Raw genomic sequence first — 21,504 nt, 5'->3', positions numbered from 1 at the left:
TCGACCGGTTGAATCCGCAGTCGGGAAGCGCCGATCGTGGCCGACGGCTACCGACCACGAGCGGTCCATGACCGCTTGCGTACCTCGGACAGTGGAATGCCCGCGTCGCACCATTTTCCGGCCGATTGATCAATCACCGCTCTCCGCCGCCGCTGGACGCAGGGAAACAAGGAACCTTAGCCTGCAGATGCGGTATCGTGAGCGCCACCACAGTCGCGCAGACGGGCCCTACGATCTCCGTCGAGATGTCTTAGATGATCCCACTCCACAGCAATCCAGCTTTCTATCAGCTCCTTGCCGACAGCTATGCCCAGCTGCTTGGCCGTCCCCTGGTGCCTCAGGCCATGCCCGTGGTCGAAGCTACCGAATGGCTCTATGAGCGTGCGCCGTTCGCGGTACTCGCGCACAACACCGATCCTGACCCGCTCTTTATTTACGGCAACAAGGCCGCGCAGCGCCGGTTTGGGTATAGCTGGGATGAAATCACCCGACTGCCGTCCCGACTTTCAGCCGAGGCCCCGAATCGCGAGGAGCGGGAGCAATTCCTCGCACGCGTACAGCGGCTCGGCTACGAGGCGGGCTACAAGGGCGTGCGGGTCACCAAGTCAGGCCAGCGCTTCATGATCGAGGAAGCCACGCTGTGGCAACTACTCGACGCCGACGGCACACTGCACGGCCAGGCGGTCGTCATCCCGCGCACGCGTGACATCTGATCGCGCATAGCAATCATTCAAGAAAACATCATCCGTTTTTCCTCGGTCCTGCGCGCCCCGGTGCAAGATGCGCCACGACTTTGCCGGGACCTGGCGGGTGGTTCTTTACGTGATCGATGAACGCGCGCAGCTTCGGCATGATCTGCCGGCGGCCCGGATAGTAGAGAAACACGCCCGGCCTCACCGGCGCAAACGGCTCCAGCACGTGCACCAGGGTTCCCGCTTTCAGCGCTTCCGAGACCATCGGCTCAGGTAGCTGCGCCAGGCCCAGACCTTCGACTGCCGCACCCAGCAGGGTAGGAAAATCATGTGCGATAAACGGGCCCGATACGGCGACCTCGATCTCGCGATCGTTGTCGTTGAATGACCACGGCGCGATCGCACCGCTGGATCTCCGCCATCGTAAGCATGCATGTTCGCGCAGATCGTCCACGCGTTCGGGACGGCCGCGGCCTGCGAAGTAGGTCGGACTGCCGACGATGGCGAGACGGAACGGGGGCGTCAAAGGCACCGCGACCATGTCGGCGTCGACGAACTGGCCCAGGCGGATGCCGGCGTCGAACCCTTCCGCCGCGAGATCGACCAGCGCTTCGTTCGCGGCAATCTCGACTTCGATCTCGGGATACGCGCGGCAGAAGGAGGCAATCAGCGGTTCCAGCAGGATCGGCACCACCGCGCGCGGCACCGAAAGTCTCAACAGTCCGGTGGGCCGCTGGCCGAGATCGCGTGCGACCTCGCCGGCGGCGACGAGCTCTTCGAACGCCGGCTTGGCACGCGACAGAAACCGTTCGCCGGCTTCGGTCAGGCCGACGCTGCGCGTGGTGCGGATGAAGAGTGCGGCGCCAATGCGTTCTTCAAGCACACGCACGGCCTGACTGACGGCCGACGGCGTCACGCCGAGTTCGGCGGCCGCGCGGCGAAAACTGCGATGCCGGGCAACGCTGAGGAACGCTTCCACGCCGTCGAGCGCGCCTTGCCTGACTGTGAAGTTCTGCTTCATGGCCCATCAACATTGTGATGAATAGTCGCTCGCCAGCGGCCATGGTACACCTGCACATGCAGACGAGGCATCGCGCCGATCTCGGTACGCAAGCCCGAAACGATCTGCTCGAAACCATGGAGGAACTCACCATGAACGATGCACTGGATGGCGTGCGCGAGCACTATCGCGCGACCGGCCTGACCGAGCGGCTGAAAGCCGCACTCACGGCGCTTGGACCGGAGAATCAACTGTTCACACCGCGGCAACTGGACGCGCTCGACCAGTTTCACACGCGCGGGCTGGCTGCTACCGACGAGCTTGCCGAACTGGTCGGGATCACTGCCGACACGGCGGTGCTGGACGTCGGTTCGGGCATCGGCGGGCCGGCTCGCGTGCTGGCTGCAACCCGTGGCTGCCGGGTGACGGGCATCGACCTCAGCGAGCCGTTCGTGGATGCCGCACGGTATCTCGCGCAGCGCACCGGGCAGAGCGGGCAAGTGTCGTTTCGTACCGCCAGCGCGCTGGACCTTCCGTTCGACGACGGCCGTTTCGATGTCGTGTTGCTGCAGCATGTGGCGATGAACATCGCCGATCGCGCACGGCTTTACCGGGAGATCCGGCGCGTGCTGAAGCCCGATGGCAAATTCGCGACGTACGACGTCGTCGCCAACGGCAACGAACTGCACTATCCCGTTCCGTGGGCGCGAACCCCGGCCACGAGCTTCCTGATGACGGCCGATGCAACACGCGAGGCCATCGAGGCAGCCGGTTTCCGCACGCTGACATGGCAAGACGACACGGAGGCCGCCAAAGCGTGGATCGCCCGACGACGCGCGTCCGGGCCGCCGCCGTCGCCGAATCTCGGGATCGTGCTGGGGCCGGACTTCGCGCAACTGTTCGCGAACCTGGGACGCAATCTCGTCGAAGGCCGGGTCGGCATTCTCACCGCGGTGTTCGAGGCCGACGCAACGCATACCCCGAGCCGCATGGAGGCCCGCTGATGACAACCGCTCCTTTTCCTGCCGGTATCGTTCCGTCGCGCGCTGCCTGGCGCGGCCTGCTCTGGATCGTACCGCTGACGGTCGTGTGGCTCGGCCTGATCTACTGGCAGCCGGCCATCCCGGCGAGCGGCGTTCCGGCTACCGCGCACCAACTGACGGTCCATGCGATTGTTGCGATCGGGTTATGGCTCGGCCTCGAACGCACCGGCCTGACGCCGGGCCAGCGCAGCACGACCTGGCTTGCGGTCATGATTCCGTACACGCTTTGGTTCGCTGTCGCGTGGAGCGCGGCCATCGACGGCACGTTCCGCGCGGGCTCGCCGGACGCGCCGCCTTTGCTGCCGTTGGCGATCGTTCTGCCGGTGCTGATCGGCGCGCCACTGTTGCTGTTGTCGCGGCGGGTCGGGCAGGTGCTCGATGCGATGCCGGCGACATGGCTCGTCGCGCTTCAGCTTTACCGCGTATTCGGCGGTTGGGCGCTCGCCGCGTGGCTGCATGGCGGGATGCCGGGCGTGTTTGCGTTGCCGGCCGGAATCGGCGACGTGCTGACCGGCGTGTTCGCCGTGCCGGCGGCCATCGCCGTCGCGACCGGCACGGCCGAGGGTCGGAAAGCGGCGATCATGTGGAACCTCTTCGGCCTCGCGGATTTCGCCATCGCGATCACGTTGGGCATGATCACGTCGCCCGGACGGTTCCAGCTGATCGTTCCGAATGTGCCGAGCATCGGCGCCGGCGTTTATCCGGATGTGTTGACCCCGGCGTTCGTGGTGCCGACCTCGATCCTGCTGCACGCGCTGTCGCTGCGCCAGTTGATCCGGCGGTCCGCTGTCTAAGCCCGTTCGGCGATACGGCGCGGCCCCGGTATTTCGACGCCGGGTGTGCATGCTCCGATCGCCGGATCCGACTCCGCCTGACGTCAGCGCGTCACGAACGCCACGGCGTCGTCCGGCGCCGTGCGCGCATGCTTGCGCTGGCGCAGCAGCGCGACACGGCAATTCTCGCGCGCGGTTTCGCGGCCGTCGTCGTCGAGCAGCACGAGATCGCCGCGCATCACGTTCAGCGTGATCACGTCCTCACCAGGCGCACCGAGCGTTTCCGGCGTATGCACCGAGCCGGCCGGTTCGAGCACCGTCGAGCCGGCGTGCGCGACCCAGTCGTATTCGCGGTAGCGCCACGCGCCCTGCAGCGTATGGACGAACACCTCGCCGTCATGACGGTGGCGCGGCAGCGTGCCGCCGGCCGGCATCTTCAGCAGCGCGGTCAGCGTGTCCTCGGCCGCGTTGATATGCAGGTACTTGATCGCCAGTCCCGGCAGGTCGGCGCTCATCGGTAGCCATGGCAGCGCGTCGCCGGGCAGGCACGAGATCGGCGGCAGGTCGGTGGCGAGCGGGGCGGAAGGCTGCGTCATGGCGGGCGGTAGTGCGGAAATGGGGAGCCCGCATTATCGCAGAGCCGGATCGCGCGGCCGAACGCGACGTTTCGCGTTCGTCTCCGATTCTCGGGCCGCTGCGGACACGCGTTGGCTGCGCGTCGAGATATACAGTAAAACTGTACAGTTTTTCTGTATATGGACTATCATCGCGTCATGAACACGCCATCCTCGTCCCCCGAAACGCTCCCTCTGGCCGGTCTCGCCGGCGAACTCCGCATCTCGGTCGGCAAGCTGATGCGGCGGATGCGGGAGCAGACCCACCCGAACGACCTCACGTCTTCCCAGAGATCGGTGTTGCTGCGGCTCGACCGCGACGGTCCCGCGACCGTGTCTGCGCTTGCCCGCGCAGAAAGCGTGCGCCCGCAGTCGATGCGCGTGACGGTGGCGGCGCTGGAAACGATGGGCGCCGTCAGCGGCGCGGCCGATCCGACCGACGGCCGGCAGACGCTGATCGCGCTCACGCCCGGTTTCCGCAAGGTGCTGCAGGCCAACCGCGCGGCCAAGGACGACTGGCTGTTCCGCGCGCTGCACGCGCAGTTGTCGGCGCGGGAACAGGCCGAACTCGCGTCGGCGGTGAAGCTGCTGCAGCGGCTCGCGGAATTCCAGGAAGCGGCGCGCCCGTAACCCCATCGACCCGCCCGGCGGGAGGAAAGCCAGAACATGAACTTGCTGCATTTCGTGTCGTACTTTTTCGGCGGCGCGTTCCTCGCGAACGCCGTGCCGCATCTCGTCAGCGGGCTGCGCGGCGAGCCGTTCCAGACGCCGTTCGCGAATCCGCCGGGCCGCGGGCTGTCGTCGTCCACCGTCAATGTCGTGTGGGGCATGGTCAATCTCGCGATCGGCTATGCGCTGGTCCGCCGGGTCGGCGAGTTCGACCTGAACGCGACGGCCGACGCGGCCGCGCTCGGCCTGGGCATTCTTGCGCTCGGCCTGTTCCTGGCACGGCACTTCGGCGCGCTGCACGGCGGCAACGATCCGGAACGGGAGCGGTCATGAGCGTGCCGGCGGCAGGCGTGTTCCGTTCGCTTCGGAGTTTCAACTACCGCGTGTGGGCGATCGGCGCGCTGGTGTCGAACATCGGCACGTGGATCCAGCGCACCGCGCAGGACTGGCTCGTGCTCACGCAGCTCACGCATCACGACGCATCGGCGGTCGGCACGGTGATGGCGCTGCAGTTCGGGCCGCAGCTGCTGCTGTTGCCGTGGACCGGCTATGCGGCCGACCGCTTCGACCAGCGCAAGCTGCTGATGGTGACGCAGGGGCTGATGGGCGTGCTGGCGCTGGTGCTCGGCGCGCTGACGGTCACCGGTGTCGTGCGGCTCGAGCATGTGTACATCTTCGCGTTCCTGTTCGGCTGCGCAGCGGCGTTCGACGCGCCCGTGCGGCAGACCTTCGTCGCGGAACTGGTCGGCGACCGCGAGCTGGCGAACGCGGTCGCGCTCAATTCGACGTCGTTCAACGCGGCGCGGATGATCGGCCCGGCGGCGGCCGGGTTCCTGATCGCGTCGATCGGCACCGGCTGGGCGTTCCTCGCCAACGGGCTCAGTTTCTTCGCGGTGCTGGCGTCGTTGTCGCTGCTTCGGGAGGACGAACTGCGCGCGAACGTGCGGGCGGGCCGCTCGCGCAGCGGGCTGCTCGACGGGTTCCGGTATGTGTGGCGGCGCGACGACCTGAAGGCGATCCTCGTGATGCTGTTCCTGATCGGCACGTTCGGGCTCAATTTCCAGTTGTTCATTTCGACGATGGCGGCCAGCGTGTTCCACGTCGATGCGCGCGGCTTCGGCGTCCTGTCGTCGATGATGGCGGTCGGCACCGTGACGGGCGCGCTGCTCGCGGCCCGCCGCGAACAGCCGCGGTTCCGGCATCTGTGGTTCGGCGCGGCGCTGTTCGGGCTCGGCTGCACGCTTGCCGCGCTGGCACCGAGCTACTGGCTGTTCGCCGCCGCGCTCGTGCTGACCGGGATCGCCGCGATCACCTTCATGAACTCGACCAACAGCCTGATGCAGCTATCCACCGAGCCGGCGATGCGCGGCCGCGTGATGGCACTGCGCCTCGCGGTCGCGCTCGGCGGCACGCCGATCGGCGCGCCGGTGGCGGGCTGGGTCGCGAACCATCTGGGCCCGCGCTGGGCGCTCGGCGTCGGCGCGGCGTCCGGCTTTGCGGCCGCGCTCGTCGCGACGCATTTCGTGAAGCGCAGCCGGGCCAGGCTGCGCACAGGCGGCGCGGCCGACCAGGGCGAACGCGCGTGACGTAGCAGGGCGGAGATGAAGGCGCGGCTGCGCCCGTCCGTCCCATATTCGATGCCGGCGTGCGCGCGCATGGCGCCAATCGTCATGCCGAGCGTCCTGCCTGCGCGATCTGCACGGCGTACCGACGTGAACCGGATTCCCCGCGTGCGCCGCCTACGCCGCCGGCCGGGCCGCCGCATGCGCGGCTTCCAGGCACGACTGGAACAGCAACGCGGCTCGCGACGGCCGCGGCGAACGGCGCAGCAGGCTCACGAACCGGCACCGGTAATTGAACCGGTGCGGCGCGATCGGCTGCATCAGCCCCTTGGTTTCAAAACTTTCCGCGTAATGGTCGGGCAGGAAGCCGAGATAACGGCCGGACAGGATCAGCGTCGCGATCGACTCCTGGTCCGACGCGGTCGCGCTGCGCGTGAGCTTCGCGCGATGGCTCAGTTCCATGTTCGGCGAATGGAAGCCTAGGCCCGCGAACGCGTGGTTGCGGATCGTAGTCCACGTGAGCTTGCCGTGCGGCGCGTCGTAGAGCGGATGCTGGCGGCCGCAGTACAGCAGCATCCGTTCGTCGAACAGCTCCGAATACACGAGGCTGCCCGAATTGCGGTGCGCGGGAATGATCCCGACCTGATAGCTGCCGTCGATGATCCCGCGCTCGACCTCGTTGATCGACGCGACGTGCAGGTTCAGCGCGACGTCCGGCGCCTCGTCGGCGAACTGGCGGATCGCGTCGCCGAGGCGCGCGTTCGCGTTGGTGGCCGTCTTGTCGAATACCGCGATGTGCAGTTCTCCGCCCATCCGGTCGTGAATGCCGTCGATCCTGCTGCGAAATGCCTCCATCGACGCGAGCAGCCGCAACGTCTCCTCGTACACCGTCTGCCCCTCGGGCGTCAGCGTGAAGCCCGCGCGGCCGCGCCGGCACAGCACGAGGCCGAGGCGCGTCTCCAGATCCTTCACGTGCCGGCTGATCGTCGAGATGCCGATATTCAGTTCCAGTTCGGCCGCCGCCATCCCGCCGCATTGCACGACGCCCTTGAAGACCCGCAGCAGGCGGAGATCCATGTCGCTGAGCTGCCCGAGCAGCGCGCGGCTCTTCGGTTGCTTTGATTGCATAGTTGCGCAAGTGAACATTGATATTGCGATATTGAAGAGACTAATTGGCCTCCCGACAATGCGCAACATCATCACAAGAAGGAGGGGCGCGCCGCGCCGACCGACATGACCGACATCACCACCGCCGCGCAGCAGGACGACACGACCATCCGCACCGACGCCGCATGGCTCGACGCGCACTGGATGCCGTTCACGGCCAACCGCCAGTTCAAGGCCGACCCGCGCATGATCGTGTCGGGCCAGGGCGCGTATTACACGGATGGCGAAGGCCGCAAGATCTTCGACGGCCTGTCGGGCCTCTGGTGCACGGGCCTCGGTCACGGCCGCACGGAAATCGTCGAAGCCGTGAGCCGCCAGGTCGCGCAGCTCGACTACGCGCCGGCGTTCCAGTTCGGTCATCCGAAGTCGTTCGAGCTGGCGAACAAGATCAAGGACCTGACGCCGGCTGGCCTCGACTACGTGTTCTTCACGGGTTCGGGCTCGGAAGCGGCCGATACGTCGCTGAAGCTGGCCCGCGCCTACTGGCGCGCGAAGGGCAAGGGCACGAAAACGCGCCTGATCGGCCGCGAGAAGGGCTACCACGGCGTGAACTTCGGCGGCATTTCGGTCGGCGGGATCGGACCGAACCGCAAGCTGTTCGGCCAGGGCCTCGACGCCGATTTCCTGCCGCACACGCAGCTCGCCGAAAACAAGTTCTCGCGCGGGATGCCCGAGCACGGCGCCGAGCTGGCCGACCGCCTGCTCGAGCTGATCGCGCTGCACGACGCATCGAACATCGCGGCCGTGATCGTCGAGCCGTTCTCCGGCTCGGCCGGCGTGGTCGTGCCGCCGAAGGGCTATCTGAAGCGCCTGCGCGACATCTGTACCGCGCACGACATCCTGCTGATCTTCGATGAAGTCATCACGGGCTTCGGCCGTGCCGGCGCGATGACGGGCGCCGACGCGTTCGGCGTGACGCCGGACATCATGAACTTCGCGAAGCAGGTGACGAACGGCGTGCAGCCGCTCGGCGGCGTGATCGCGACCAAGGAGATCTACGACACGTTCATGGCGGCCGGCGGCCCCGAGTACATGCTCGAGTTCCCGCACGGCTACACGTATTCGGCGCATCCGGTCGCGTGCGCGGCCGGCGTCGCGGCGCTCGACCTGCTGGTGAAGGAGGACGCGGTGGGCCGCGTGCGCGAGCTCGCGCCGCATTTCGAGGCGGCCGTGCATGGCCTGAAAGGCCAGCGTCATATCACGGACATCCGCAACTACGGCCTCGCGGCCGGCCTGACGATCGCGGCGCTGCCGGGCGAACCGGCACGGCGCCCGTACGAGATCGCGATGCGTTGCTGGGCGAAGGGCTTCTACGTGCGCTACGGCGGCGACACGATCCAGCTCGCGCCGCCGTTCATCGCCGAGAAGCGCGAGATCGACAACCTGATCAACGCGCTGTCCGACGCACTGAACGAAGTGGACTGAGCCACGGCTCGCCCCAAGCGACAACCGAATTCACGAAAGAGCCTGAACGATGAAACACGACAGCAATGTGACTTCCACCCTCGGCCACCTGATCGACGGCAAGCGCGTCGACGGCGGCAGCCGCGTCCAGCCGGTGTTCGACCCGGCCACCGGCGAATCGGACAAGAGCGTCGCGCTCGCCGACAAGCTGACCGTCGAAGCCGCGATCGCGTCCGCGCAGGCCGCGTTCCCGGCGTGGCGCAACACGCCGCCGCTGAAGCGCGCACGCGTGATGAGCCGCTTCAAGACGCTGCTCGAGGAGCACGCCGACGAGCTGTGCGCGCTGATCACGGCCGAGCACGGCAAGGTGCTCGCCGATGCGATGGGCGAACTGCAGCGCGGGATCGAGAACGTCGAATACGCGACCTACGTGCCCGAGCTGCTGAAGGGCGAGCACAGCAAGAACGTCGGCCCCTCGATCGATTCGTGGAGCGAGTTCCAGGCGCTCGGCGTCGTCGCCGGCATCACGCCGTTCAACTTCCCTGTGATGGTGCCGCTGTGGATGTGGCCGATGGCCGTCGCGTGCGGCAACACGTTCGTGCTGAAGCCGTCCGAGCGCACGCCGTCGTCGACGCTGCGCATGGCCGAGCTCGCGGTCGAGGCCGGCCTGCCGCCGGGCGTGCTGAACGTCGTGAACGGCGACAAGGAAGCGGTCGACACGATCCTGACCGATTCGCGCGTGAAGGCCGTGAGCTTCGTCGGCTCGACGCCGATCGCCGAATACATCTACTCGACCGGCTGCGCGCACGGCAAGCGCGTGCAGGCGCTCGGCGGCGCGAAAAACTTCGCGGTCGTGATGCCGGACGCCGACATCGGCAACGCGGTGAACGCGCTGATGGGCGCCGCATACGGCTCGTGCGGCGAGCGCTGCATGGCGATTCCGCTGGTCGTTGCGATCGGCGACGAGACGGGCGACAAGGTCGTCGCGGGCCTGAAGGCCGAGATCGAGAAGATGAAGGTCGGCCCCGGCAACGGCGCGGGCGTCGACATGGGCCCGCTCGTCACGCAGCAGCATTTCGAGAAGGTGACGGGCTTCGTCGAAGCGGGTGTGGCGGCGGGCGCGACGCTCGTCGTCGACGGCCGCGGCGTGAAGGTCGACGGCCACGACGGCGGTTACTACCTCGGCCCGTGCCTGTTCGACAACGTGAAGCCCGGCATGCCGATCTACCAGCACGAGATCTTCGGGCCCGTGCTCGGCGTGATCCGGCTGAAGTCGCTCGACGAGGCGATGGCGCTGATCGACGCGCACGAATACGGCAACGGCACGTGCCTGTTCACGCGCGACGGCGAGGCCGCACGCTACTTCAGCGACAACATCCAGATCGGCATGGTCGGCATCAACGTGCCGCTGCCGGTGCCCGTCGCGTACCACTCGTTCGGCGGCTGGAAGCGTTCGCTGTTCGGCGACCTGCACGCGTACGGCCCGGACGCCGTGCGCTTCTACACGAAGCGCAAGACGATCACGCAGCGCTGGCCGTCGGCCGGCGTGCGCGAAGGGACGGTGTTCAGCTTCCCGTCGAACCGCTGACGCACATTTCGGCTGCATGTATCGTCCGCCCGTCGGCGGGCGATGCAATACGGCTGGCGCAAGGGTGCAAAGGCCCGCCCCGATCGACGATCCGGGTGGGCTTTGTTACGTCCGCGCCGATTGTGCGAAAGTCGGCGGAACAACGTTTACGGCGTGGCCACGTGCCACATGTCCTTGAAGTTGTCGCCGTTGCGGTCGCCCTGTTTCATGTCCTTCGAGAAGAAGTACAGCGGCTTGCCCTTGTACGCCCATTGCGGGCTACCGTCGTCGCGCTTGACGATCGTGTAGGGCCCGGCCGGAACGTCGGTCGCGCTGGCCTTGTACGGCGGCCAGAACGATTCGCACTGGCCCGAGCAGGCGCTGGTGCCGGCGTTGGGCTTGTCCTTGTCGAATACGTAGACGGTCATTCCGTTCGCGGCGACGAGCGCGCCGTTTTCGACTTTCGTGATTGAACCTTGGGCCGAGGCTGAAGCAGATGCAATGGCAAGCAGGACGGAACTGACGAACAACACGGCTTTCATGTGTGCCTCCTGGTAGTCCGGTGGGCGGCCGCGGTCGCGCGCACGGGCGAGCGTGCGCCAGGATCGCGATGAATGGTGCCGGAACGCGGTGCCGTCGCCGCCGGCGCGAGCGACGCAGGGTCGGATGGCGGCAAACGGGGCGCTACATTCACGATAGGCGGTTTTTGGCAGGGCTGCGAGTAGAACGGGGTGCGTATCGGCCGGGTGCAGGTGTCGCACGACGGCGCAGCGAATGCCGTCGCGATTCCGGATTCGGCATCCGTCCCCGAGCCCGGCCGGCGCGCAGGCCAACGCGTCAGCGCCGCGCGCGATTGGCCAGCGCGACGCCTACGACCACGAGTGCGCCGCCGGCCAGCATCGACGGCGACAGCGGTTCGCCGAGCAGTGCGACCGACAGCAGCACGCCGAACACGGGCACCAGATTGGTGAACACGGCGGCGCGGGCCGGCCCGAGTTCTCGAATCCCTTGCGAATACCAGACGAACGCGACCACCGTGCCGATGGCGCCGAGGTAAATCATCGACGCGACGGCCTGCCACGTCAGCGGCGTGCCGTTGCTCGCGTGCGAGCCGAACAGGTGCGCGACGAGCAGCAATCCAAGACCCCACAGCGCCGCATACGTCGTGGCCGCCAGCGGCGACAGCCCATCGAGCGCGCGCCGGCCGATCACGGTATAGGCGGCCCAGCTCAATACCGCGCACAGCATGTAGCGCTCGCCGGCGCCGAACGTATTGCCGAGATCGGTCAGCACGCGCAGCAATTCGCCGCGGCTGATCACGATCAGCGCGCCGAACAGCGCGACGGCGATGCCGGCCCAGCGCGACAGCGACAGGCGTTCGCGCACGACAACCGACAGCAGCACGGCGGTGGCGACCGGATTCAGCGCGACGAACAGCGCGGTGCGACCGGCCGGCATCCGCGCGAGCGCCGCGAAAAAGCACACGTTGTACAGGAAGATGCCGGTCGCGCCGAGTCCGAAGGTCGTCACGATCTGGCGGCCGTTCAGCTTCGGCAGCCCGCCTTCGATCTTCCACGTCAGCACGACCAGCAGCAGCGCGGCGATCGCGAAGCGGCCGGTGGCCGCCGAGGTCGCGGACATCGTGGCAGCCAGGATCCGGCCCGCGATGAACGTGCCGCCCCAGAACAGCGCGACGAGCGTGAGCTTCACGTAGATGGCCGCGTTCGGCCGGGTGGCGACGATGCCGGCGGGTGGGGCGGGAGCGTTCATGTGACGGGGTTTCTCGAAAAGCGCCTGCGGCAACGCGTGCGCGACCGCGCGCGGCTGACGATGCCGAACCGCGCGCTGGCTGGCCTGCAGGCTGATTCAGGGGAGGTGTGGTCGGGTGCCGGTGCGGCGTCGTCAGCGAAACGCGGGCGCGGACGCGAGCACCGTCAGGACGACCGGCATCGCGAGCGCTGCCGCGATCGTCTGGAACGCGGTGATGCCGGCCATCAGCGGTGCGTCGCCGCCGAGCTGGCGCGCCATGATGTACGACGCCGACGAGGTCGGCAGCGCCTGGAACAGCAGCGCGACGGTCAGGGCCGCATCGCCGAGCCCGAACAGGCGGCCGGCCGCGAGCGTGATGAGCGGCATCGCCATGAACTTGAATGCCGACGCGACGCAGACCGGCTGCAGCCATGCGCGGGCCGCATCGAATTTCAGCGCGGTACCCACGCACAGCAGGCCGAGCGGCATCGATGCGGCGCCGAGCGCGCGCACGGCCGGCTCGACGGCGGCCGGGAACGCGACGCCGCCGGCCTGCATCGCGATCCCGAGCGTGCATGCGACGACGAGCGGATTCGACAGGATCTGACGCGCGAGCGCCGCCGCACCGAGCCGCGTGTCGCCGTAGCGCGCGAAGACCAGCACGCACATCAGGTTGACGGTCGGGACGATCGCCGCGACGCACACGGCGGCGAGCGCGATGCCTTGCGCGCCGAACAGCCCGGCCGCCAGCGCGGTGCCGACGTAGTTGTTGAAGCGCACGGCGCCCTGGAACACCGACGTGAAGCCGGCGCCGTCGACCCGGACGAACCGGCGGACCAGCAGAAGAAGCGCCGCGGCGAGCGCGGTCGAACCGACCAGCGCTGCCGCGAGCGGTAAAACGGGCAACGATTGCAGTCGCGCGTTCGCGAGGCCGTCCGCGAACAGCGCGGGCAGCAGCACGTAGTAGCAAAGCCGCTCGGCCTGCGGCCAGAACGCTTCGGAGATGAAACCCGTACGGCGCAGGCCGTGGCCGAACGCGACCAGCAGCGCGACCGGCGCCAGCGCGAGCAGGATCGGGCCGATCATCGGCGTGCCTTCATGCGGGCCGGGTGGGACGCGCGGAGCGGCCGGCAGGCAGTGCGGCGAATCGAGGCGGAAATCCATCCGGCGGGCAACATGGCGACACGCAATCGAAAGAGTGACGATGCCGCCAAGTTAACACGCGCAAGTAACAGGAATAATTGTTAATTATCGGGTGTTCAATGAGAAATTCTCATTGATGACGCGGTGACCTCTGCGGCCAGCGCACGCGCGAAACGCTCGGCCGGACGCGACTGGTGTTCGAGCAGCACGACCGCGCGTCCCATCTGCGGCTGGCCGAACGGCAAGCGCGTGACGGGCGGCAGGCGCGCGAGCGTCGCATCGGGGAGCGCGACGATCGCCGCGCCGAGCCCGCGCGCCACCATGCGTGCGATCGTTTCCGCGCTGTCCAGCACCATCTCTTCGCGCACACGCACGCCGATGCGGCGCAGCTCGGCAGCGATCATGCGGCCGGCCCACGCCTGCGCGTCGAAGCGGATGAACGGCAGCGCGTCGAGCAGCGTGCCCGCGTCGCGTTCCGCATATTCAGGCGGTGCCAGCAGCCAGAAGCGATCCTCGTACAGCGTGGTCCACGTCAGTTCGGCCGGATGCGGGCGCACGGGGCGCGTCGTGATGGCCGCATCGAGTTCGCCGGCCGCGACGCGGTTCGCCAGTTCGGCCGACATGCCGGCGGACACGTGCACGCGCAGCGACGGATGCGCATCACGCAACGCGAGCAGCGCGTCGGGCAGCGGGCCGGACAGCGCCGTCTGGATCGCGCCGATCCGCAGGCGGCCGACAAGCTTCTTTTCGTCGCTCAACGCATCGGGAATTCGGTCGACCATCGCGAGCACCTGCTCGGCCTGCGCGAGCAGGATGTTGCCGGCCTCGGTCAGCACCGGCTGCCGGCGCGAACGGTCGAACAACTGCACGTTGTATTCGCTTTCGAGCGTCTTGATCTGCAGGCTCACTGCCGATTGCGTGAGCCCGATGGCTTCGCCGGCGCGCGCGAAGGTCCGGTATCGGGCGATCGCGACCAGCGTTCTGAATGCGCGTAGTGACATGGACGAAGTGACGTGGGAAGCCGGACGGGCAACGGACGGCAGGCAGGCGGATGGTTCGCGCCCATCATGCCCGTGCGGGTCGAAACGGGCAACCGGGGCGAGTAGTACAAGTAACGGCGGGGCAGGTTCAGCGAGACGGCTGGCGCTGTACCGATCCGCGTTCGCTTCGACTATCGATGAAGGTCAGGACGACGCTTCGGAACCCGGCCGCCATCGTGTCACACCCACAGCCGATACATCCAGAACGATTCGTCGTCGATGAAGCGTTGCGTGAATTCGCTCGGCGAGAAGCCCGTGATGCGCTTGACCTCGCGGCTCAGGTGCGCCTGATCGGCGAATCCTTCGTCCAGCGCCAGCGTGGCCCAGTTGAACGCGGCACCGGCTTCGAACCGGTCGCGCGCCGCGAAGAACGCGCTTTCGGTCCTGACGAGCGCCTGCCATTCGCGCAGCGATCGGCCGCTGTAGGTCTTGATGCGCCGTTCGACCTGACGCGGGCTGTGCGTGCCGCGCCATTCGCGCGCCTGCAGCGCGAGGCGCTCGACCCAGCTGCGTCCCGCGTTGCGGAGCGACGATAGCGGCGTCGCGGGCCGCAGCGCCTGCCAGCGCGGCGCGAGATGGCGATCGATCGCCGCCAGCACGTCGGCGTCGCGATCCGCGCCGATCAGCGCATCGAGCAGCGGGTGCCAGTCGCGGCCGAGGCACGCGTGCGCGTCGAGCACGCGGTCGTGGATGTCCGGCAACTCGACGCCGAACAGCGTCCGCGCCGCATCGGCGGTGAAACAGATCATGCCGATCAGCCCGCCCGTCGGCGCCCACGCGACGGTGGGGGCCGAATGGCTGCCCGACAGCGTCGCCGCCGCGCCGAATGGGCGCCATTGCGGGCCATCGGCCGTGCGTGCGACGAAGCCGGCGTCGAGATCGCGGTACCACGACACGCACACGAGCGGCGTGGCCGGAAAGTGCGAGAGCCGCTGCGCGTCGTTCAACACGAAGCCGCGCGTGTCGTACAGGACGATCGCGACCACCGCGCCCTGCAGCGCGGCCGGTGCGGGATGCAGCCGCCCATGCGGCGATCGCCCGCCGCTCGCGACACGAGGTGCGCGCGCAAGCGGATCGGGGCATGACAGCGGGATCGATGGCGGTCCGGAGAACATGACGCCGGAGTATAGGGACCGTCCGGATGCGTGTCGATGTCGTTTGCGTTCAAGACCGCCGGCTCACCGCTGCGGACAATCCGTCGCATGAACACACAAACCTCTTCCCAATGTCCATTCCATGCGGGCACCGCTGCGCCGGCGCCCGTGCTTCACCCGCCCGGCGTATGGCCGCCGGGGCCGCGCGCCGGCCTGACGGGGTGGGGGCTGCTGCGCGCGATGTCGCGCGACCTGATCGGCACGCTGGCCGGCTGGCAGCGTGAGTTCGGCGACGTCGTGCACTTGCGCGTATGGCCCGAGCACGCGGTGGTCGTGACCGATCCGGCGCTCGTGCGCGAGCTGCTGGTCACGCATCACGATGCGCTCGGGCGCTGGGAGCGCGCGATCCGCGTCTTCGCGCAGGTCCACGGCCACAGCGTGCTGGTCGCCGAGGGCGATGCGTGGCGCGACAAACGGCATGCGCTGCAGCCGAACTTCATGCCGAAGCCGGTTCAGGCGTTCGTTCCGGCGATCGCGGCGACGGCCGGTCATGCCCTCGCGCAGTGGCCCGCACGCGATCCGGACTGGCCGATCGAAAGCGCGCTGACGTCGTTGGCGATGGACGTGATCATGCGCACGATGTTCTCCGAAACGATCGGCGACGATGCGCGCGCGGCCGAGGAGGCGGTGCGCGTGGTGAGCGCGGCGGCCAACGCGGCGTTCTACGTACCGGCGAGCACGCCGGACTGGGTGCCGTGGAAGCGCGCCAAGGTGCGGGCGATGGCGGTGCTGAACGAGTTGATCGACCGGCAACTGCATGCGCGCCTCGACCGGCCCGAGCATACGTGGCCCGACGATCTGCTGTCGCGTCTGTTGCGGCTGCATCGGACGGATGCGCGGAAATGGCCGCTGCAGGCCGTGCACGACGAATGCGTGACGGCGTTCCTGGCCGGCCACGAGACGACGGCCGGCGCGCTGACCTGGTGGGCCTGGTGCATGGCCACGAATCCGGCCGTGCAAGCCGCCGCGCGCGACGAGGTGTCCCGCGTGCTGGGCGGTCGCGCGCCGTCGGCCGAGACGCGATCATCGTTGCGCTACCTGACGCAGACGCTCGACGAAACGCTGCGGCTGTATCCGTCCGCGCCGATCCTGATCAGCCGTCGCGCAGCGCGGCCGATCACGCTGGGCGCATGGCAGTTTCCCGCGCGCACGCTGTTCATGCTGCCGCTGCAACTGATGCAGCGCGATCCGCGATGGTTTCCGGAGCCCGATGCGTTTCGTCCGGAGCGCTTCGCGGACGATGCGCCGGCGCTGCCGCGCGGCGCGTACATGCCGTTCGGCACCGGCCCGCGCGTGTGCCTCGGACAGCATCTGGCGATGACGGAGATGACGGTTGTGGCCGCAATGATCCTGCAGCGCTATGTCTTGTCGGTGCCGCCCGGCATGACGCCGCCGCGCGAGGTGCTGAACGTGACGCTGCGGCCGGAGCGGGCGTTGCATCTGGCGATCGCGCCGACGGGGCTGACGGCCGATGCGGTCTCCGCATGATGGGGGCATGAGCGGTCGATTCGACCCGGCCTGCATCGCGCGAGCGATTGCCGTTCGCGCGACGCGGTGTCATCGAATCGTCGGAATGTGAATGCGTGCCGGCAATTGCTTGCGGCGCCACTGGCGCGGCGTCGCGCAGCACCTATGCTTGAAGGGCCCAAGCCGGGCGGAGCCCAAGGAGGATGGTCATGCGCATGCTTCTCAACATACGAATCCCTCACGAGCCGTTCAACACGCTGGTGCGCGACGGCAGCGTCGGCGACGTGATCTCGCGAATACTCGAAGCAGTCAGGCCGGAGGCCGTGTATTTCACGGAGCAGAACGGCGGGCGCGGAGCGGTCGTGATCGTCAATCTGGATGACCCGTCGCAGATTCCGGCGCTCGCGGAGCCGTGGTTCCTGATGTTGAATGCAGACTGCGAGTTCCGCGTGGTGATGCTGCCGGACGATCTCCGGAACGCCGGGCTCGCGCAACTCGGCGCGAAGTGGAAGTAGCAGGACGCTGTGCGAGGTGCTGAACGCGTCGCGCACAGCGGTGGCAAACGGGGCGCCGCGCCCCGCGAAGCTGACGTTTCACTGTCGCGGGCAGGGCGCGGAGCGCCGTCCGGCCGAGCGTGTCAACCGGCACCGCCTCGATTGCGTTGTCGTGCCATCCGACCAATCGGGAGCGTCCGATGCGCAAGCTGCTGTTGTCCGTGGTGCTGGGTTGCGCGTCCGCGATCGCGAGTGCGCAGACGGTCGTTCACTTTCCGTCGACGGACGGCCCGCCATCGACGATGCTCGACGGCTACCTGTTCCCCGCGCCCGGCGCCGGCCGTCATCCCGCACTCGTGTTCCTGCATGGCTGTTCGGGCATGTTCGCGAAATCCGGCAAGATCTATTCGCGCGAGCGCGACTGGGCGTCCCGCTTCAACGCGGCCGGCATCACAGTGCTCGAAGTCGACAGCTTCAGTCCGCGCAATCACGGCGAGATGTGCGCGCCTGCGCATTTCGTCGGTGAGATTTATCGCGCGCGGCCGTTCGACGCGTATGGGGCGCTGAAGTATCTGCAGTCGCTCGATACCGTGCAGCCCGATCGCATCGGCGTCGTCGGGTGGTCGCTGGGCGGCGGGACGTTGTTGAACGCGATCCGTGCGTCGAGCCCGGCGCGGCCCGCCTTGCTGCCGGATGGCGATTTCCGCGCGGCGGTGGCGTTTTATCCGGCAAGCTGCAACGTGAAGGCACAGGGTGCCGTGTGGCAAAGCACCGTGCCGCTTTTGGTGCTGATCGGCGAGCAGGACGTGTGGACGCCGTACGCCCCGTGCAAGACGTTATTCGACTCGGTCGCACCCGGTACGGAGGCAACGTTTCATGCGTATCCCGGCGCGTACCACGACTTCGACTGGCCGGACATGCCTGTGCATGCGATGCCTGCCTTTACGACGAAGGCCGGCGTGGTGCCGATCGAAGGGACGGAGCCGGTGGCGCGGGCGGATGCGCAGCAACGGGTGGTCGAATACGTCAGCGCGCACCTGCTCGAGAACTGAGCGGGTTGGCCGGCGCGCTTGCCCTTCGACTATTGCGCAGGCCGGGACGGCTCGACGTTCACGGCAGTCCTGCTCCTGGGCCGCAGCAACAGCAGCAGCCCGCACAGCGCGGCCGCGCCGACGAAAATGAAGAACGCTCTTTCGTTCCACGCTTTCAACGCGTCGGACGCGGAGCCGCCGGCACTCCCGACCGCGGCACCGGCTTCCAGCAGGAACGTGAAGACCGCCGGCACCGGCGCGGAACCCAGGTAGGCGAGGAACGCGAACTGCAGCCGGCCGCGCGTCAGGATCGACCAGACATCTTTTCCCATCAGGCAGGCGACCAGCAGCAGCGGTGGCACGAGCACGATCGATGCGGCGCTGATGGCACACAGAAACAACCAGCCAAGTCCGACGAGCGGAATGAGCGACATGAATCGGGATTCCTGTTTCCGGGCAGTCTCGTTGTCGACGGAACACCCGTATGTGCGTCAACGGATGACCACGGCATGCGGCGATTCACGGATATTGCACGAATCCGCGCCCGCTGCCATCCGTCTTTATCGATGTGTCGATGCGCTCATCCCGCCGCGTCTTCCCCTAGCGCCTGGATGAATCGCGAAAACAGCTCGGGCTGCGACGAGATACCAAGCTTCGCGTAAAGATGCCGCCGGTGCACCTTCACCGTTTCCGGCGAAATCGCGAGCCGCTCCGCAATCGCCTTCGACGAATTGCCGCGCAGCACCATTCTCGCGATCGACATCTCGCGATCGGTCAGCACACCCGCGCCGAAGCGCGCGAGCGCCTGCTCGACGCGCACGCCGAGATCGGTGTCGGGCGTCACGCGCGCGGTGTCACCCACCAGCCGCCAGTGTTGCCGGATCGTCGCGAGCACCCACGGCATCGCAGCCGTCAGCTTGCCGAGCGGCTCGACATCGAAGCGCGCGGCCGCGCCGAGCGACAGCGACAGCAGCGTGTCGGGGTTCGGCCGCACCAGGATCTGGATCTCGTCGTCGCCGACCGCATCGCGGAAGTAGCTGAGGAAATACTCGCTCTGCCGGAACAGGTCGGGCGCGACTTCCTCGAGCCGGTAACAGCCGTCGGCGAGCCCGTCGTGAGCGGCCTGCAGGAACGGGTCGAGCAGATATAACCCGTTCAGGTACAGCGGCACCGGCGATGCGGTGTCGGTGCCGCCCGTGTCGTATTCGTCGAGCACGAGCGGCACGCCGTCGCGGCCGATCGCGGTCGCGAGCGCATTGTCGAACGGCGCCATTTCATTGAGCAGCAGCACCAGGAACCGCCAGAAACGCGGCTGGCCGAGATGATCGATTGCGCGGCCAAGCGCCTGGTGCATCGCGATTTCGGAAAAGAGACGATCCATACCACCACCGGAAAGGCGTAACACGAAGGGGGAATAGCGGTCCTGAAATTGGCTTCCTAGACTGCCACGCAATCAGTCGGGCCCGAGTATGGGCGTTCAAAAAAGTGCAGCACAGGAGAACGAAATGGCGATGATGTCGGAATCGACGGGCACGCTGCAAGCGGCGCCTGCAACGGAAGACGCGCCGCGCGCGCTGTCGCAGACGCTCAGCGTGCGCGATGCGGTGATGATCACCGTGTCGGGCGTGACGCCCGCGAGCTCGATCTTCGTGATCGCGCCGTTTGCGATCCAGCAGGCCGGCAGCGGCGCCGTACTGTCGTTCCTGCTCGGCGGCGTGCTCGCGCTCGCGTTCGCGCTCTGCTATGCGGAGCTCAGCGCCGCGCACCGCAGCGCGGGCGGCGAGTACGTGATGGCCAAGCGCGTGTTCGGCACGCTGCCGGGCTACCTGACCTTCATCACGGTGCTGTCCGTCAGCGTGTTCATCCCGGCCGTGCTCGCAAGCGGCGCCGCGCCGTACCTGAACAACGCGCTCGGCACGCACTTCAGCAACCAGTCGGTCGCGCTGACGATCGTGCTGCTCAGCTACCTGCTCGGCATGCTGAACATCAAGACCAACGCGTGGATCACCGGCGCGTTCCTGGTCGTCGAGATCGGCGTGCTGATGCTGATCGCGGGGCTCGGGTTCGGCGCGCTGCATCGCGGCGCCGATGTGTTGATCGCGCCGGTCGTCGCGAGCGGCAACGCGCTCGTGCCGGCGACGCTCGCAGCCATCGTGCCCGCGATCGGCACGGCGATCTTCTGCTACAACGGCTTCGGCTCCGCCGCCTACCTTGCCGAAGACCTGCGTGGCGGCAACCGCAACGTCGCGAAGGCCGTGATCTATTCGCTGCTCGTGATCCTCGTCGTCGAACTGGTGCCGCTGACCGCGATCGTGCTCGGTGCGCCTTCGCTGACCGAACTCACGAAGAGTGCCGACCCGATCGGTTATGTCGTGCGTTCGCTCAGCAACCCGGCCGTGTCGCGCGTGGTCAGCGCCGGGATCTTCCTGTCGGTGTTCAATGCGATCATCGCAATCGTGATCACGATGGGCCGCCTGCTGTACAGCAGCGGCCGGCACGCGCTCTGGTCGCGCACCTGCAACCGTGCATTCTCGACGATCCATCCGCGCCTGGAATCGCCGTGGCTCGCGACGATCGCGCTCGCGGTGCCGTCGGCGGGGCTCGTGTTCGTGTCGAGCCTGGACGAGCTGACCGCGTTCACGGTCGACCTGCTGCTGCTGATCTATCTGGTCGTCGGGCTGGCCGCGCTCGCGAGCCGGTTCGTGCGCCGCGACGTCGAACATCACTACCGGATGCCGCTGTGGCCCGTGACGCCGCTCGTCGCGGTGGCGGGCGCCGCGTACACGCTTTACACGACACTGGCGACGGCGACGAAGCCGACCGACCTGATCATCATCGCGGGGCTGCTGGTCGCCGCGCTCGTGATGTATGTCGTCTGGGCGCGCCACAGCGAGGAATTCCGCGCGCTCTGAGCGCCGGATCGACACCTTGCAGC

22 protein-coding genes are annotated in these 21,504 nt (G+C 67.7%); 12 read left to right on the top strand and 10 right to left on the bottom strand.

Annotated features, from left to right (window positions below):
* Positions 1-254 precede the first annotated feature (254 nt).
* Positions 255-713 carry an MEKHLA domain-containing protein gene (locus VL15_RS37740; RefSeq protein ID WP_048251997.1) on the top strand — a complete coding sequence of 153 codons (459 nt, stop codon included), beginning with the start codon at positions 255-257 and terminating at the stop codon, positions 711-713.
* 28 nt (positions 714-741) lie between these two features.
* Here VL15_RS37740 and VL15_RS37735 read toward each other — a convergent pair whose 3' ends face one another.
* Entirely contained in the window at positions 742-1,713 is a 972-nt protein-coding gene (locus VL15_RS37735) for a LysR family transcriptional regulator (RefSeq protein ID WP_080971090.1), read from the bottom strand.
* Between the two features lie 131 nt (positions 1,714-1,844).
* On the opposite strand from VL15_RS37735, the gene VL15_RS37730 reads away from it, so the two are divergent.
* Together VL15_RS37730 and VL15_RS37725 are read left to right on the top strand one after the other, a co-directional pair.
* On the top strand, positions 1,845-2,696 hold the full coding sequence (locus VL15_RS37730) for a class I SAM-dependent methyltransferase (RefSeq protein WP_048252002.1): 852 nt from the start codon (positions 1,845-1,847) through the stop codon (positions 2,694-2,696).
* Positions 2,696-3,529: a hypothetical protein gene (locus VL15_RS37725; RefSeq protein ID WP_048251996.1), complete on the top strand. Its 834-nt coding sequence runs from the start codon at positions 2,696-2,698 to the stop codon at positions 3,527-3,529. The genes VL15_RS37730 and VL15_RS37725 overlap by 1 nt, the downstream gene beginning before the upstream one ends.
* Before the next feature lie 83 nt (positions 3,530-3,612).
* On the opposite strand, the gene VL15_RS37720 is transcribed toward VL15_RS37725, so the two are convergent.
* A complete protein-coding gene (locus tag VL15_RS37720; RefSeq protein ID WP_048251995.1) occupies positions 3,613-4,104 on the bottom strand; it encodes a 2,4'-dihydroxyacetophenone dioxygenase family protein in 492 nt (163 codons plus the stop codon).
* A gap of 159 nt (positions 4,105-4,263) precedes the next feature.
* Between VL15_RS37720 and VL15_RS37715 the strand changes: the two genes are divergently transcribed.
* The 3 genes from VL15_RS37715 to VL15_RS37705 are packed head-to-tail and all read left to right on the top strand — an operon-like array spanning position 4,264 to position 6,377.
* Positions 4,264-4,752: a MarR family winged helix-turn-helix transcriptional regulator gene (locus VL15_RS37715; RefSeq protein WP_419188712.1), complete on the top strand. Its 489-nt coding sequence runs from the start codon at positions 4,264-4,266 to the stop codon at positions 4,750-4,752.
* A gap of 36 nt (positions 4,753-4,788) precedes the next feature.
* Positions 4,789-5,124, top strand: a complete 336-nt coding sequence (locus VL15_RS37710) for a hypothetical protein (protein ID WP_048251994.1) — start codon at positions 4,789-4,791, stop codon at positions 5,122-5,124.
* Positions 5,121-6,377 carry an MFS transporter gene (locus VL15_RS37705; protein WP_048251993.1) on the top strand — a complete coding sequence of 419 codons (1,257 nt, stop codon included), beginning with the start codon at positions 5,121-5,123 and terminating at the stop codon, positions 6,375-6,377. The genes VL15_RS37710 and VL15_RS37705 overlap by 4 nt, the downstream gene beginning before the upstream one ends.
* Before the next feature lie 153 nt (positions 6,378-6,530).
* Here the strand turns inward: VL15_RS37705 and VL15_RS37700 are convergent, their stop codons facing one another.
* Complete coding sequence (locus VL15_RS37700; RefSeq protein ID WP_048251992.1) at positions 6,531-7,481, bottom strand: LysR family transcriptional regulator; 951 nt, start codon at positions 7,479-7,481, stop codon at positions 6,531-6,533.
* A gap of 105 nt (positions 7,482-7,586) precedes the next feature.
* On the opposite strand from VL15_RS37700, the gene VL15_RS37695 reads away from it, so the two are divergent.
* Positions 7,587-8,945 (top strand): aspartate aminotransferase family protein, encoded by a 1,359-nt coding sequence (locus VL15_RS37695; RefSeq protein WP_048251991.1) that lies wholly within the window; start codon positions 7,587-7,589, stop codon positions 8,943-8,945.
* A 49-nt stretch (positions 8,946-8,994) separates the two neighbouring features.
* Positions 8,995-10,512 (top strand): CoA-acylating methylmalonate-semialdehyde dehydrogenase, encoded by a 1,518-nt coding sequence (locus VL15_RS37690; RefSeq protein WP_048251990.1) that lies wholly within the window; start codon positions 8,995-8,997, stop codon positions 10,510-10,512.
* A gap of 146 nt (positions 10,513-10,658) precedes the next feature.
* Here the strand turns inward: VL15_RS37690 and VL15_RS37685 are convergent, their stop codons facing one another.
* From VL15_RS37685 to VL15_RS37665, 5 genes are all read right to left on the bottom strand, one after another.
* Positions 10,659-11,033 carry a hypothetical protein gene (locus VL15_RS37685; RefSeq protein WP_048251989.1) on the bottom strand — a complete coding sequence of 125 codons (375 nt, stop codon included), beginning with the start codon at positions 11,031-11,033 and terminating at the stop codon, positions 10,659-10,661.
* 295 nt (positions 11,034-11,328) lie between these two features.
* Positions 11,329-12,261, bottom strand: coding sequence for a DMT family transporter (locus tag VL15_RS37680; protein ID WP_048251988.1), 933 nt, complete (start codon positions 12,259-12,261; stop codon positions 11,329-11,331).
* 132 nt (positions 12,262-12,393) lie between these two features.
* Positions 12,394-13,326, bottom strand: a complete 933-nt coding sequence (locus tag VL15_RS37675; protein ID WP_048252000.1) for an AEC family transporter — start codon at positions 13,324-13,326, stop codon at positions 12,394-12,396.
* A 173-nt stretch (positions 13,327-13,499) separates the two neighbouring features.
* Positions 13,500-14,384, bottom strand: a complete 885-nt coding sequence (locus tag VL15_RS37670; protein ID WP_048251987.1) for a LysR family transcriptional regulator — start codon at positions 14,382-14,384, stop codon at positions 13,500-13,502.
* A 218-nt stretch (positions 14,385-14,602) separates the two neighbouring features.
* On the bottom strand, positions 14,603-15,538 hold the full coding sequence (locus tag VL15_RS37665; protein WP_048251986.1) for a helix-turn-helix domain-containing protein: 936 nt from the start codon (positions 15,536-15,538) through the stop codon (positions 14,603-14,605).
* A gap of 87 nt (positions 15,539-15,625) precedes the next feature.
* Between VL15_RS37665 and VL15_RS37660 the strand changes: the two genes are divergently transcribed.
* The 3 genes from VL15_RS37660 to VL15_RS37650 all read left to right on the top strand — a co-directional run bounded on the left by VL15_RS37660 (position 15,626) and on the right by VL15_RS37650 (position 18,590).
* Positions 15,626-17,065, top strand: coding sequence for a cytochrome P450 (locus VL15_RS37660; protein WP_048251999.1), 1,440 nt, complete (start codon positions 15,626-15,628; stop codon positions 17,063-17,065).
* Positions 17,066-17,253: 188 nt separating this feature from the next.
* Positions 17,254-17,559 carry a hypothetical protein gene (locus VL15_RS37655; RefSeq protein ID WP_048251998.1) on the top strand — a complete coding sequence of 102 codons (306 nt, stop codon included), beginning with the start codon at positions 17,254-17,256 and terminating at the stop codon, positions 17,557-17,559.
* A 179-nt stretch (positions 17,560-17,738) separates the two neighbouring features.
* Entirely contained in the window at positions 17,739-18,590 is an 852-nt protein-coding gene (locus VL15_RS37650; protein ID WP_048251985.1) for a dienelactone hydrolase family protein, read from the top strand.
* 29 nt (positions 18,591-18,619) lie between these two features.
* Here VL15_RS37650 and VL15_RS37645 read toward each other — a convergent pair whose 3' ends face one another.
* Positions 18,620-19,003, bottom strand: a complete 384-nt coding sequence (locus VL15_RS37645; protein ID WP_048251984.1) for a hypothetical protein — start codon at positions 19,001-19,003, stop codon at positions 18,620-18,622.
* 146 nt (positions 19,004-19,149) lie between these two features.
* Positions 19,150-19,950 carry a helix-turn-helix transcriptional regulator gene (locus VL15_RS37640; protein WP_048251983.1) on the bottom strand — a complete coding sequence of 267 codons (801 nt, stop codon included), beginning with the start codon at positions 19,948-19,950 and terminating at the stop codon, positions 19,150-19,152.
* A 124-nt stretch (positions 19,951-20,074) separates the two neighbouring features.
* Between VL15_RS37640 and VL15_RS37635 the strand changes: the two genes are divergently transcribed.
* Positions 20,075-21,481, top strand: a complete 1,407-nt coding sequence (locus VL15_RS37635; RefSeq protein ID WP_048251982.1) for an APC family permease — start codon at positions 20,075-20,077, stop codon at positions 21,479-21,481.
* Positions 21,482-21,504: the final 23 nt, after the last annotated feature.

Source organism: Burkholderia cepacia (genome assembly GCF_001039005.1).
Lineage (GTDB): Bacteria > Pseudomonadota > Gammaproteobacteria > Burkholderiales > Burkholderiaceae > Burkholderia > Burkholderia theae.
The sequence above is the reverse complement of the archived record's forward strand: the minus strand, read 5'-3'. Positions and strand labels throughout refer to the sequence as shown.